Raw genomic sequence first — 13684 nt, 5'->3', positions numbered from 1 at the left:
GGTGCCGTAAATCACCGTAAGGTCTGTCATAAGGTAATTTCATCACGCATCGCGACACCTTTTTTCTTCATGCAGGCCTTCTCTTTCACGGTTTGTCAGAACTGTGGACCGCAGTAATCTCCACTCCGTGCTTTAATCAATGAGAGTGTGTCGGGTGCAAATTAAACTACCTTTCTCAACAGCAAAGGCGGGATACCCCTACCCTCGCAGGGTTTCTGCGTCTGGTAATATGCCCATGACAGTCTCAAAGACCGCTTTGAGGGTTTCCCGGTTTAAGGCACATAATCGCGTGGCGTTGCCCCCAAAATGCAGCGAAAAGCAGCGGTAAAGGCCGCCGGGCATGAGAAACCAAGCTGGTAAGCGACCTGTTTGATTGGAACACCGTTCGCGAGAAGATCCAACGAAGCGCAAATTCTGGCTCTCTGCTTCCATGTTCTAAAACTAAAGCCTGTATCCTTCATAAACAAGCGGGAAAAGGTCCGTTCCGACATGGCCGACATAAAAGCCAGCTCGCTCAGCGATGCTTCCCAGCGCTGATTGACCAGTAGCGATCTGGCCGCGCTGAATAATCGCTCATCATTCGGCATGGGAAGCGCCATCGTTAAAGGTGGAGCCTCGCTGAGAATTTCCAGAAGCAACAACGCTATCTTCCGTTGACTCGGTCTGGCGTATTCCTCACTGAACAGCCCTGCGATAAGCTCTTTGACTAAGGGCGTAGCCGTGATCACATGCACCTGCTGACTCTTCGTAAAGCTCGTACATTCTGCGATAAGGCTACTGCTGAAATAGATCGCCCTGAGATCGGTTTGTGAAAGCAGATGATAACTATGGATATGCAGAGGCGGTAGCCATAATGCCCGCTGAGGAGGGATCACCCAACGGTCGCTCTCTGTTTGCACCAGCATAACCCCTCTGGTGGCGAAGAGTAGCTGCCCCTCAACATGATGATGGGGAGGATCTGCCTCGCCGCGTTGATAGCTTATCGCAGTACTGGACCAGCCTGTGGCTTCATCATGTCTTGGCGCTTTATCTATACTACCTGGCATTTCAGATTTAGCCCCTGCCATTATCATATCGAAACTGGAACCACCCGGAGTAGAGCCTTAGGCAATGGGTGCGTGACTTATCATTCTGATCATCAAAGATATTACAGGAGCTTAACCTCATGCGTGTACACTTTATCGTACATGAAAGTTTTGAAGCCCCGGGCGCATATGAAACCTGGGCAATAAACCAGGGTCATGATGTAACTTACTCACGCGTCTATGCAGGCGATCGGCTACCTGATGACGCCGTAGGCATCGATTTTCTTATCGTTATGGGCGGTCCGCAAGATCCGGACACCACGCTTGAAGCGTGCCCGCACTTTAATGCTAAAGCGGAACAGGCGCTGATTGCTTTCGCGGTTAAAACCGGTAAGGCGGTGATCGGTATCTGCCTGGGTTCACAGCTCATTGGTGAAGCGCTGGGCGCGCCGTTCTCTCATAGCCCGGAAAAAGAGATTGGTAAATTCCCGATCACATTGACCGAAGACGGCAGGAAGGATGAGATGTTCTCTCACTTTGGGAAAACACTGGAAGTGGGTCACTGGCATAACGATATGCCAGGTTTGACGCCAGAGGCTAAAATTATCGCTTACAGCGAAGGCTGTCCGCGGCAGATCGTTGCCTATTCAGACCGCGTCTTTGGTTTCCAGTGCCACATGGAGCTCACATTGGACGTTGTAGAACGGCTGATCGCTCATTCTGAGAAAGACCTGAGCCGTGCAGCAGAATATCGTTTCGTTGACACGCCTGAAGCGCTCCGGGCGCACGATTACAGTGAAATGAATCAAGTACTTTTTGGCTTTTTGGATAAGCTGGAAGCACGTTACAAAGCAGCGCAAGCATAATGTCATGCTCGGTAAGCTTGCCATCGGTTTTGATTTTAATGTCCGCTCCTGGCACAGAGCGGACAAGCTACCTGATTTGAAGGTCCGCTATGAGCGAGAAGCGGAAAAGTGCTCTGGTAGGTTGTACACGGACCTGGGCATTAGAGCTTGCTCAATTCGGGATCAGCCTGTTGATGGTGGAGGAAGCCAGGGAGAACGTTAGAAACGTTCAGAAACTCTGTGGAAATAGACAAACGCCTATCCAGGGCTGCAATTTGATATTGTCGCTGTTAGTAAGATATTTTTAACCTGTCTTATCCAATAAATACACTGATGCATTTAAGCGAGAATTATGAGTTTAAAGCCGCGTAGAATCGTTTTAATTCCTGGGTTTATGCTGAATGAAATGCTTTGGCATGAATTTGAAACATATCTCCCGTCAAACTGTATTGTTCATCATGCAGCTGTAACTGAAGGACGAACCATTCATGATGTAGTGCAGCATTTGATTACTCTTCTGCCTGAGAAGTTTTCTTTGATAGGTTTTTCGATGGGAGGATATATTGCCCGACAACTGGCAGCAGAATTCCCTGAACGTGTAGAGTCCTTAGTGCTTATTGCCAGTTCCTTACGGGAAGATACGCCGTTAGAAGCTGAAGCAAAGCGGAAAAGCGTGCAGTCATTGTCCCCCACAACCTTTAAGGGGCTGAGCAGACATGCTATTGCCCGGTCACTCCACCCTCTAAACACATCAAATCAGGATATGATTTCAGCTATCCAGAAAATGGGATGCTCTCTGGGATTTGAAGCCTTCATCACGCAATCATCCTTATCCAGGCAAGGTATACCTTCTGCAACGATACGTTGTCCAACGCTGGTTATCGCCAGTGAAGATGATGCCATCCGTTCGATGAAGGAGGCAGAAGAATTGGTCGAAGCCATACCTTATGCGTCGTTAAGAATCATTCTTGATTCCGCTCGAACAGCCCAGGGAGTTGGCAAGAATTATTGTTGAATGGATCCCTTCTACGTAAATTATTGGGGGTTTATCCGGCAAAAATCCGGATTTACTTCATCGGGGTAAGTTCCGCTCCTGGCTCAGAGCGGACATTCCCCTTTGCCGACGTGAAAACCGCTATTGCCTGACCTCATTCTGGTCAGCCAGATGTTCTGTCCCGCCGCCCTGCCGGCGGCCTCTATCTCAGTAATACCTGTATCAGTTGAACGACGATATACACTCCCGCTACCACCTGTATGATTCGAAATCCCCATCTCAGATAGCGCCATTGATAACGTTCGCTGGCATCAGCGGCTTCAATTGCGGGATCATAGCGTTTTCTTTTCCTGGTTCTGAAGGTATCGAATCCCCACAGGACGAGAAGAATGATGATGATGATTTTTTCAATGATAAGATGGTTCACAAAGAGAGACTCCGGTCTTCTCACGGTTACAGGCAGAATAGATAAACCGCCTGGATGTAGCCACCACTAAATGTAGGGGTACCTGAAAACGAAGCCAGGCCTTCCTGGATTATCTGTCTTATGACCGCGTAAACGCATAGCTACGCCATAAAAGCGACATTCTTTTCCGACACATGCTGCGGGAGTCCCCTTCTCCGACGCCTCAGGCTGGGTGATAAAACGACGGCGGCTGCCCGGTCATGCGGCGGAACATGGTGGCGAAAGAGGACGCATTGTCGTATCCAAGGGATAATGCCACTTCGTTCACCGGTTTGCCTGCTATCAACCATGCCAGGGCGCTCACCACGCAGGCTCGCTGTCGCCAGGCGGAAAACGACAGGCCCAGCTGCTTCAGGAAATGGCGGCGAAAGGTACTAGGACTCATAAACAGCGCCCTGGCCCAGCGCGCCGCAGGATCATGGATAGAGGGGTTAAGCAAAAAAGCCTGACAAAGCGCCAGCAGCGCCGGATGCTGCGGCAACGGAATGTCAAATTCGCGGACCGGCATGGCGGCCAGTTCCAGCAACATCAACTGTATCAGCGTGCGATCGCGTGGGCTGTCGTACAACGGTGGTAAATCCACAGCCTCAAGCAGTAGCTGGCGCAACAGCGGCGAGACGCTGATCACTTCGCAACGACGGTGTTTAATGAAAGCGGCCACACAATCTGGCTCAATATACAAGCTACGCGTGGTCACCCCTGCAAATCTGACGGCATGCACGGTTTCAGGGGGGATCCAGACAGCGTGTTGCGGAGGAACCACCCATTCTCCGTCTTGCGTAGTGACATACATCAGTCCGGTCGCGCCATACAGTAGCTGTGCGCGACGATGCTGGTGCGGGGGCAGGATAAATCCCTGCGCATAGTCATTACCTAACGCCACCACATCACGATCGAGTCGATCGAACTCGTCAATTTTTACGTTGCGCACACCTGCCTCCCTCTGACCGATTTACAAAGGTAATTGAGCGCTACGCAAATGGGAAGCAGTACGCGACCGGTATAAGCTGCTCGCTCATTTTCAGGTCGGGGATACTCTCTTGAATGAGATCGTTATTATTGCGCTGGCAGGCTTTACTACCGGCATTACCACGGTGCTGTTCGGCTTCGGCGGCGGCTTTGTGGTGGTGCCCTTTGTCTATCAACTGATGCTCCGGCAGCCGGCGATCGCGGGCAACGCCATGCATGTCGCAGTGGCTACCTCAACGGCAGTGATGATATTTAACGCCGGCTGGGTCAGCTATCGAAACTGGCGGGCGGGCAGGCTTGCCGCGCAGACGCTGTTTCCGTTGTTATGGTTTATTGCCATTGGGGCGGTGGTGGGCTCCTGTCTGGCGGGGATATTGAGCGAGAATATTGTTCGCGCGCTGTTTATTCTCTATATGCTGGCAACCATCAGCGATTGTTTGTTGCGCAAGGGTTTTTTCACGGGCAGCGCTCGGCGTCGCCTGTCCCTGCCAGTGGTCACCGGCGGCGGTGTGATTATCGGTACGATCGCCGCATTGCTGGGCGTGGGCGGCAGCGTCATGACGGTGCCCCTGCTACGGCGACACGGGTATGCAATGCAGGAGTGCGTTAGCGCATCCAACCCGCTTTCTTTGCCCGTGGCGCTATGCGGGGCTGTGACCTATGCCGTCATTGGCTGGCACAGCATTCCGCTGAGCGGATTTATGGGGTTTATCAGCCTGAAAATTTTAGGCCTGCTCGTCCTGACCGGCTGGGCCGGGATAGTGTTTAGCCGCCGGGCAATCCCTGCGGTACCTGATGTATGGTATGCGCGCATCTATGTGCTGCTGCTGTGCCTGGTACTCCTCGCCATGCTTATTCAATAATCAAATTACATTCTGGTAAACCGGTGTAACAGACGCGACCGGGCGGAGCCCTCTCCCTGAAGAGAGGGCCAGGATCAGGGGCAACAAGCTACCCGCGATACGGATGGGTTTCGCGCCAGTGGTCGGCAATCTGCTGCCGGGTGCAGACCCACACCTTGTCGTGCTGCTGGATATAATCAAGGAAACGCTGCAGCGCGCGGAAACGGCCTGGACGCCCAAGCAGTCGGCAGTGCATTCCCACGGACATCATCTTCGGTGCGGTTTCACCCTCGGCGTATAGCACGTCAAAGCTGTCTTTCAGATAGGTATAAAACTGCTCCGCGGTGTTGAATCCCTGGGCGGTGGCGAAGCGCATGTCGTTGGCGTCGAGGGTATAAGGCACGATCAGGTGCGGCCGCTGGCTGCCGTCGCTGCAGGCCACTTCGCTCCAGAAAGGTAAATCATCGCCGTAATAATCGCTGTCGTAATCAAAGCCGCCGTGCTCCACCACCAGCTGGCGGGTGTTAGGGCTGTCGCGGCCGGTATACCAGCCGGTGGGCGGTTTGCCGAACAGGTCGGTCAGTACCTGCACCGCTTTTTGCAGATGCTCGCGCTCCTCGGCAATATCCATGTGCTGATAGTGGATCCAGCGCCAGCCGTGGCTGACCACATCGTAATCCGCAGCCTTGATCGCCGCCACAATCTCCGGATGCCGCGCCAGCGCCATCGCCACGCCGAAGACCGTCAACGGCAGCCCGCGCTGGCTGAACTCGCGATGGATGCGCCAGAACCCTGCCCGGCTGCCGTACTCATAGAGTGAATCCATCGACATATGGCGCGCCGGGTAGCTGGCGGCGCCGATAATATCGGACAGGAACTGTTCCGAACCCGCATCGCCATGCAGGACGTGATTCTCCGCGCCTTCCTCATAGTTGAGGACAAACTGCACCGCGATCCGCGCCCCGCCCGGCCAGCGCGCGTGCGGCGGCTCCCCTGCATAACCTCGCAGATCGCGAGGATAGTGTTCCTGGTTCTCTCCCATCTCCTGCCCCTTTTAAAATGGATTTAACGACTGAAACTGTCCGCTTAACGCTTTTTTCTCCGGGAACGCTAAGTCCCCATGCTTGCTGGTCGCCAGGCCCAGCGCGACCAGCGACTCCACCATCTTCACCGCCGCGCTGACGCCATCGATCACCGGCACCCGCAGCTCGCGGGTCAGCTCCTGCGCCAGGGTCGCCATCCCGCCGCAGCCAAGAACAATCGCCCCGCTGCCATCCTCTTTCAGAGCGCGAATGCAGCGCTCACGCACTTTCTCCTGCGCCAGGCCACTGCCGTCTTCCAGCGCCAGCACCGGCAAGTCAATGGCGTGCAGCGCCGCGCAGTGTTGATGAAATCCGTACTGGTGCAGCAAATGACGGGCGATGATCAGCGTGCGCGGCAGCGTGGTCACAATGGAGAAACGGGTGGCGACCATCGTCGCCATATGCATTGCCGCCTCCGCGATACCGATCACCGGCCCCTGGGCCAGCTCCCGCGCCGCCAGCAGCCCCGGGTCGCCGAAGCAGGCGATCACATGCCCATCCACCCCCTGCTCGCGTCCGGCCCTGATCTGCTCCAGCACGCCGACCGCCGCGATGGCTTCGTCAAAGTGGCCCTCAATTGACGGCACCCCGGCGCGGGGACAGACCGCAAGGATCTCGGTGCCCGGTGCAGCGACCGCACGCGCAGCGGCGCCTATCGTTTCAGTCATCGCCAGGCTGGTGTTGGGGTTAATCACTTGTATACGAACGGAAGACATCACGACTCCTTGTGGCCGGCGAACAGCCGGGAAAAATCGGGCAGGCTGACGCCATCGCGCTCGAAGCACAGGCTGGCGACAATATGATCAAAATGGTGCATCAGCGCCTCGCTGAGCGGCTGCAGGGCTTTATCCCGCAGCAAACCGACCAGCTGCTGGTGATCGTCGCAACGGCAGCCCTGTCGCCAGGGGGCGCCCCAGGCGGCAATCACTAAAGAGGAGCGCTGGCTGAGGCGGGTCACCATCTCGGTGAGCACCGGGTTGCCGGAGATAGCCTGCAGCTGAATATGAAAGTCAGCGGAGTGGCGGATCGCCGCCGGGCCGTCGTGCGCCGCATGGGCCTGCTGTTCACGCTGAATAATGTTCTCCAGCGCCGCCAGATGCGGCGGCTGACAGCGCGCGATCACATCGGGGAGATTGGCGACCTCGAGCAGCGCCCGGGTGCGAAAGATCGCCTGGGACTCTTCCACGCTCGGGCTGGTGACGTGTGCACCACGTTTGGGCGTCAACGTGACCAGTTGCACAGCGGCGAGTCGTTGCAGCACCTTTCTGATGCCGGTGCGGCTCACGGCGAACACCTCCGCCAGCGCCTCTTCCGGCAGTTTGCTGCCCGGCGGCAGCTGATGTTCGACGATAGCCGTCATCAGCGCCTGGTAAATGCTTTCGTCCTTGTCCTGCAGCGCTGGCGCGGCCTGGAGACGATGTTCATTATTCATTAACCCACTCCGGTTTCACTTATCGATAGCAGATCGTATACATAAAATTTAATTTTTGTATACAAAATTCATCATTCTGGCCTGGATCCTGCAATAGCCTCAGCAATCCATATCAAAGGGTTTTCATTCAGAGGAGCAGGTTTCATGCCACATTCATCCCACACGCAGCAGACGAAGACTCACAAGGCGGCCGCCGGCTACAGTCCGCGGCTATGTAATGACGATCTGGCGCCGACCCGCGACCAGAACTGGAGCTGGTACAATATCTTTTCATTCTGGATGTCGGACGTGCACAGCATGGGCGGCTACGTAGTGGCGGCGAGCTTCTTTACGCTTGGGCTGGCCAGCTGGCAGGTTCTGCTCTGCCTGCTGGTGGGCATCTGTATTGTCCAGCTGTGCGCCAACCTGGTGGCGAAGCCGAGCCAGATGGCCGGGGTGCCTTACGCGGTGATTTGTCGTCAGGCGTTTGGCGTTTTCGGCGCCAATATCCCGGCGGTGATCCGCGGGCTGATCGCCTTTGCCTGGTACGGCATTCAGACCTATCTGGCGGCGAATGCCCTGATGCTGGTCCTGCTCAAGTTCTGGCCCTCCCTTGCCTCGCTGACCAGCAGCAGCTTTCTCGGGCTGTCGCCCCTCGGCTGGCTGTGCTTCGCCACTATGTGGCTGCTGCAGGCGACGGTGTTCTGGCATGGCATGAACGCCATCAAACGCTTTATCGATATCGCCGGTCCGGCGGTTTATGTGGTGATGCTGGCGCTGGCCGGCTGGATTGTATACAAGACTGGTCTGGACGGTATCTCCTTTACCCTCGCCAGCAAATCCCTGAGCGCCGGCGAGCAGACCTGGCAGATGATCACCGCCACGGCGCTGGTGGTCTCCTACTTCTCCGGGCCGCTGCTTAACTTCGGTGACTTTTCCCGCTACGGCAAAAGCATGGGCGAGATCCGCCGCGGTAACCGCTGGGGACTGCCGTTTAACTTTCTGCTATTCTCGGTGGTTACCGTGGTGATTGTCTCCGGCACCCAGTCGCTGTTTGGCAAAATGATCACCGACCCGATCGAAACCGTCAGCCGCGTGGGTAACGATCTGGCGGTGGCCATCGGCCTGCTGACCATGATCACCGCCACCATCGGCATCAATATCGTGGCTAACTTCGTCTCGCCGGCCTTCGATTTTTCCAACTGCGCCCCGCAGAAAATCAGCTTCCGTACCGGCGGGATGATTGCCGCGGTGGGCTCGATACTCCTGACGCCGTGGAACCTGTTTAACTCCCCGGAGCTGATCCACTATACCCTCGACGTGCTGGGCGCCTTTATTGGCCCGTTGTTTGGCATCCTGATCGCCGACTTCTACCTGATCAAACGCGGCCGGGTGTCAGTGGACGATCTGTTTGACGATACGCCGCAGGGTAAATACTGGTACCGCAACGGCTTTAACCCGAAAGCGATTGCCGCCCTGCTGCCGTCGGTGGGCCTGGGGCTGATTATCAGCTTTATTCCGGCCCTGCATGAAGTGGCGAACTTCAGCTGGTTTATCGGCGTCTTCCTCGGCGCCACCACCTACCGCTGGCTGGCTCGCGACGAGCGCGAAGTGCAGGCGAAAGCTGCCTTCCGCTCCGGCGCGGTGGCGCAAAAAGAGTAACCTTCCCCTTCTGCCGCGGCGTCTGGCCGCGGCAGGCTGCAAACTGGCACCAATCTTGCTGTTTATCACTATTCCCAGAGCGTTAAGAGAAGGCAGGTTCGATGATGGATTACCAGACCGCTGTGCGCGGTGCATTTTTTGATATCGCCGGCGTGGCGGAGACCCCGGATGAGGTGGCCGCCCAGGCCCGCTATCTCGATGATGGCCTGTTGTTCCTGCAGGAGGGGAAAATTATCGCCCTGCTGCCATGGCAGGAGGGGGAAGCCTTTCTGCATCCCCTGAAGGGCTATGTCGATCTGAGGGGTAAGCTGCTGCTGCCGGGGTTCGTTGATGCCCACGTTCACTATCCGCAGACCGAGATGATCGGCGCCTTTGGCGAACAGCTGCTGGAGTGGCTCACCACCTACACCTTCCCGGTGGAGAGCCAGTTTGCCGATGCGGAGTATGCCCAGGAGATAGCGCAGTTTTTTGTAACTCAGCTGATAAGCCATGGCACCACCACCGCGCTGGTGTTTTGTACCCTGCATCCGGCATCGGTGGAGGCGTTATTCAGCGAAGCTCTGCGCCTCAATATGCGCCTGATCGCCGGGAAAGTGATGATGGATCGCCATGTGCCCGACTACCTGTGCGAAACCGCCGGGGAGAGCTACGAGCAGACCCGGGCGTTGATCCGCCGCTGGCATCAGCGCGGCAGGCTGGGCTATGCCATCACCCCGCGCTTTGCCCCCACCTCGACCCCGGGGTTGCTGGAGGCGGCGCAGCGCCTGCGGGCCGAGTTTCCCGACACCTGGCTGCAGACGCATCTCAGTGAAAACCGGGAGGAGATCGCCTGGGTTAAACAGCTGTGGCCTGAGCATGCGCGCTATCTGGATGTCTATCATCACTATCAGCTCACCGGCGAACGCAGCGTCTTCGCTCACGGGATCCATCTCGATGATGCCGAGTGGCAGTGCCTGCATGACACCGGGTCCGCCGTCGCCTTCTGCCCGACGTCGAATCTGTTTCTCGGCAGCGGGCTGTTCCGCCTGCCCGCCTGCTGGCAGCACCAGGTGCGGATGGGCATCGGCAGCGACGTTGGCGCTGGCACCACCTTCAGCATGCTGCGGACGCTGGGCGAGGCCTACAAGGTAGGACAACTGCAGAGCTATCGCCTGCGCGCCAGCGAGGCCTTCTATCACGCCACCCTTGGCGGGGCGCGCGCCCTGCGGCTGGAGGAGAAAATTGGCAATTTCCAGCCGGGCAAAGAGGCGGATTTTGTGGTGATTGACCCGGCGGTCACCCCGCTGCAGCGCCTGCGCATAGGCCGCTGCCATGACATTTATGAGCAGCTGTTCGTGCTGATGACCCTGGGTGATGAACGCAATATCAGCGAGACGTTGGTGAACGGCGAGCGGGTGTGGTGTCAGGACTGACCCCTCAGCCAGTCCCACTTCCTGAAAAGAACGAGAAAACGCACCATACCTTGTTTGCCACCTTAACGCAGGCTAACCCACTACAGGCGGGGGTTTATTCAGGCGGCGCCATCTCTACTGCGCCGTCGCTCAGAGCTGTCAAAAGGCATGCGCGTCACCCGATTACGCCCGTCATTTTTTGCCGCATACAGCGCTTTATCGACGCGGGAAAACAGTTGATCAACCGTTTCGCCGTCATGATGTTCAGCCACGCCGATGCTGACGGTCACCGACAGCGTCTGGTATTCGCTAACCGCCTGGCGGATCCCCTCCGCCAGTATCAGCGCGTGGCCGATCGGCGAATGGGGCAAAAAAAGCAGAAACTCTTCTCCACCCCAGCGATAAATTTTATCTTCGCGGTCGACCGACGTTTCCAGAATACGAGAGAGCACCAGTAGGACCTCATCGCCTTTTTGATGGCCGTGAATATCATTAATGCTCTTGAAATGATCGATATCGATTAACAGCAGACAATAACCCCGGGGGATAAAAGTTGGCGCCTCAACCAGACGGTGAAACTCCCGGCGATTAAGCAAACCGGTTAACGGATCGTGGGCGGCGGAAAATTCCAGCTCTTTTTTCAGATGCACTTCTTCGGTGATATCGTGAATGATGCATAGCATCAGTCGAATATTATACAGCACCACCGGCCCGGCATAAGTTTGGACATGACGTAGCGAGCCGTCAGCCAGAATATGCGTAAAATTAAGCGGTTTATGACCGCCAGGCAGATTGGCAATATTATTCATAATGGGGATGACGTCCCGGCCCAGGGTATTTATTTGCCAGGTATGTTTGGTGCGCATTTCCTCATCGGAATAATGATAAAAACGTAGCGCGGCAATATTGGCATCGACAATCCGGCCATCTTTATGAGGGTCGATCAACAGCATCGGCGCGGTATTGGTCATAAAAAAGCGAGCGAAAAAGCCATTGTTACGCCGCTGGTAGCGGCGGGAGCCGGTATGAATCGACTGATTTTGCGCCAGCAGCTTCACGGCTTCAAACAGCAGCAAGCAACCACAGTCTTCGGTATCAATCAGGGTGGTTTTGCAATACACCGACTGCAACCCATTGGCGGTGGGTAACGTCCAGACTTCGAATATCTCGCTCATGGTGTCGAGATAGCGAAGGTAGTGCTGCAGTTGCGTTTCCGGACAGGTGGAATAAATACCGTTACGCATCTCATTGAGCGACATCTCGCCGCTCAATGTCCGGGAAGCCTGATTGGCATAGACCACCCTTTCGTTAAAAGGATGAACTACCCATATCGGGGTGCTTAAGACCTCAAAAACAGCCAGCTCTTTTAATAACATACAGGCCCCAAACCGACCCACTGCCGGCGCGGAACGGCACTTAACGCTGTGCAGCCCCAACGCTGGTTTAAAGTGAAAGCAAAATAGACACCGAGAAACCGCAATTACGCGCGAGCGCGCCAAGTATAGTCGGTTATGCGCCCAGTAAAGCCCTCTGAGGGTGACTTTGCGCGCAGTTTAACCAACAGAAGCGATGCTGCCTTTAATAATAATTTTATTTCAACAGCATAGCAGCAATGCCAGAACGGGTAGTCGCTTTTGATCACAGAGTGTGCATCGCCAACAGGGGTTACCCGGCAGGCGCAGCGGCATAGGCCAGGGCGGGCAGAGAGTCGCTTTTCTGCCCAGGCTAACCGTGATAGTTTCTATCATTACGCTCATTCATAGCGACAATTACCTTGAAAAAAATCGCCACTAAAATCACCCTTGCCGACATTGCGCGTGAAGCGCGCGTCGGCGTAGCCACCGTCGACCGGGTGCTCAATAAGCGCGCGGCGGTGAAAGAGTCCACGGCGCGGCGCGTGCTGGAGGCCGCCCGCCGGCTGGGTTTTACCCTCGAGCAGCCCCACTATCGCCTGGCTGCCGGCAAAGCGCCGGTCACGATCAGAATGGGCTTTATCCTGCTGCAGGAGAGCCACTCCTTCTACCTGCCGTTGGCCCGGGCGCTGACGCGCGAGGCTGCCCCATGGCTACCGGCGGGCCAGGCGCCGGTGATACTGCATTTTGCCATCGATGCGGTGGAAGCGATGGCTCAGGCCATTCACCGACTCAGCGATGAAGTGGAGGTGCTCGGCCTGGTGGCGCTGGATCACCCGCTGATTCGCCACGCGGTGGCCCGGGCCGCCGCCCGCGGCGTGCGCGTGTTCACCCTGCTTTCCGATCTGTCGGTCCCCCAGCGCAGCGGGTATATCGGCCTCGATAATCATAAAGCCGGGCGCACCGCCGCCTGGTTTATCGAGCGCTTATGCCGGGGGAATGGCGAAATTGGCATTATCATTGGCGATAATCGTTTTACCTGCCAGGAAAGCTGTGAGATCAGCTTTCGCTCCTGCCTGCGAGAACAGGGCAAGGGGCAACAGATCCTTGAGCCGGTTCGCAGTCATGAACGGGCGGATATCGCCAGGACCGTGACGGAACAGATGCTGACTCAGTACCCGGCCCTGCAGGCGATCTACGCCCCCTGCGGCGGCGTCGAAGGGATCGTCGACGCGCTGCGCGACAGCGGCCGTCAGCAGGAGATCGCTCTGGTCTGCCACGGTCCGCTCAGCGACAGTGAACTGGCCCTGATCGATGGCACCATCGACATCATGCTTAACCACCGGCTGGATGAGTTTGCCGCCGTTACGCTGCGCGCCATGGCGGACGCCGCTTCACGCCCCCATAGCGAGGTGATTTCACTCCCTCAGCCTTTCGATATCATCACCAAAGAAAATATGTAAATTTCCGGCTCCGTCTCCAGCGGAGACGGGTATCGGGCGGACCGCGCCACATCTCGATTTGATAAAAAATTATCAAAAAATCCATCAATTAAAATCATGATGATTATCATAAAATCAAAATTCCATCATTGTTGATAATGAAATCTTTATTCAATACTCAGCGGCATCCCTTGTATGAAAAA

Annotated in this window: 12 protein-coding genes and 1 pseudogene; 6 read left to right on the top strand and 7 right to left on the bottom strand. The window is 56.2% G+C overall.

The features are described 5' to 3' along the window. Positions 1–272: 272 nt before the first annotated feature. Positions 273–1046, bottom strand: coding sequence for an AraC family transcriptional regulator (locus KB890_RS01190; RefSeq protein ID WP_004179974.1), 774 nt, complete (start codon positions 1044–1046; stop codon positions 273–275). Positions 1047–1165: 119 nt separating this feature from the next. Here KB890_RS01190 and KB890_RS01185 point away from each other — a divergent pair, with 119 nt between their 5' ends. Both KB890_RS01185 and KB890_RS01180 read left to right on the top strand, forming a co-directional pair. Then, positions 1166–1891, top strand: a complete 726-nt coding sequence (locus tag KB890_RS01185) for a type 1 glutamine amidotransferase (RefSeq protein ID WP_004179976.1) — start codon at positions 1166–1168, stop codon at positions 1889–1891. Positions 1892–2222: 331 nt separating this feature from the next. After that, positions 2223–2885, top strand: a complete 663-nt coding sequence (locus KB890_RS01180; protein ID WP_099975606.1) for an alpha/beta fold hydrolase — start codon at positions 2223–2225, stop codon at positions 2883–2885. A gap of 181 nt (positions 2886–3066) precedes the next feature. On the opposite strand, the gene KB890_RS01175 is transcribed toward KB890_RS01180, so the two are convergent. Further along, positions 3067–3291, bottom strand: coding sequence for a hypothetical protein (locus KB890_RS01175; protein ID WP_004179977.1), 225 nt, complete (start codon positions 3289–3291; stop codon positions 3067–3069). A gap of 202 nt (positions 3292–3493) precedes the next feature. Continuing rightward, a complete protein-coding gene (locus tag KB890_RS01170) occupies positions 3494–4261 on the bottom strand; it encodes an AraC family transcriptional regulator (RefSeq protein ID WP_004179979.1) in 768 nt (255 codons plus the stop codon). Positions 4262–4370: 109 nt separating this feature from the next. Between KB890_RS01170 and KB890_RS01165 the strand changes: the two genes are divergently transcribed. Next, complete coding sequence (locus KB890_RS01165) at positions 4371–5162, top strand: sulfite exporter TauE/SafE family protein (protein ID WP_004179981.1); 792 nt, start codon at positions 4371–4373, stop codon at positions 5160–5162. Between the two features lie 88 nt (positions 5163–5250). Here the strand turns inward: KB890_RS01165 and puuE are convergent, their stop codons facing one another. From puuE to KB890_RS01150, 3 genes and pseudogenes are all read right to left on the bottom strand, one after another. Continuing rightward, on the bottom strand, positions 5251–6183 hold the full coding sequence (puuE, locus tag KB890_RS01160) for an allantoinase PuuE (RefSeq protein WP_004179983.1): 933 nt from the start codon (positions 6181–6183) through the stop codon (positions 5251–5253). Next, a pseudogene (gene hpxA, locus KB890_RS01155) lies at positions 6068–6939 on the bottom strand (allantoin racemase). The gene puuE and the pseudogene hpxA overlap by 116 nt, the downstream one beginning before the upstream one ends. After that, a complete protein-coding gene (locus tag KB890_RS01150) occupies positions 6939–7655 on the bottom strand; it encodes a GntR family transcriptional regulator (RefSeq protein WP_004179987.1) in 717 nt (238 codons plus the stop codon). The pseudogene hpxA and the gene KB890_RS01150 overlap by 1 nt, the downstream one beginning before the upstream one ends. Before the next feature lie 144 nt (positions 7656–7799). On the opposite strand from KB890_RS01150, the gene KB890_RS01145 reads away from it, so the two are divergent. Together KB890_RS01145 and guaD are read left to right on the top strand one after the other, a co-directional pair. Then, on the top strand, positions 7800–9296 hold the full coding sequence (locus tag KB890_RS01145; RefSeq protein WP_004179989.1) for an NCS1 family nucleobase:cation symporter-1: 1497 nt from the start codon (positions 7800–7802) through the stop codon (positions 9294–9296). Between the two features lie 101 nt (positions 9297–9397). Beyond that, positions 9398–10708: a guanine deaminase gene (guaD, locus tag KB890_RS01140; RefSeq protein WP_211778009.1), complete on the top strand. Its 1311-nt coding sequence runs from the start codon at positions 9398–9400 to the stop codon at positions 10706–10708. A 98-nt stretch (positions 10709–10806) separates the two neighbouring features. Here guaD and KB890_RS01135 read toward each other — a convergent pair whose 3' ends face one another. Continuing rightward, positions 10807–12063, bottom strand: a complete 1257-nt coding sequence (locus tag KB890_RS01135; RefSeq protein ID WP_004884412.1) for a sensor domain-containing diguanylate cyclase — start codon at positions 12061–12063, stop codon at positions 10807–10809. A 398-nt stretch (positions 12064–12461) separates the two neighbouring features. On the opposite strand from KB890_RS01135, the gene KB890_RS01130 reads away from it, so the two are divergent. Then, positions 12462–13502 (top strand): LacI family DNA-binding transcriptional regulator, encoded by a 1041-nt coding sequence (locus tag KB890_RS01130; protein WP_004148452.1) that lies wholly within the window; start codon positions 12462–12464, stop codon positions 13500–13502. The last annotated feature ends 182 nt before the right edge of the window (positions 13503–13684 follow it).

The organism is Klebsiella sp. P1954 (assembly GCF_018199955.1).
Lineage (GTDB): Bacteria > Pseudomonadota > Gammaproteobacteria > Enterobacterales > Enterobacteriaceae > Klebsiella > Klebsiella pneumoniae.
This window is presented reverse-complemented; position numbering and strand designations above follow the sequence as displayed.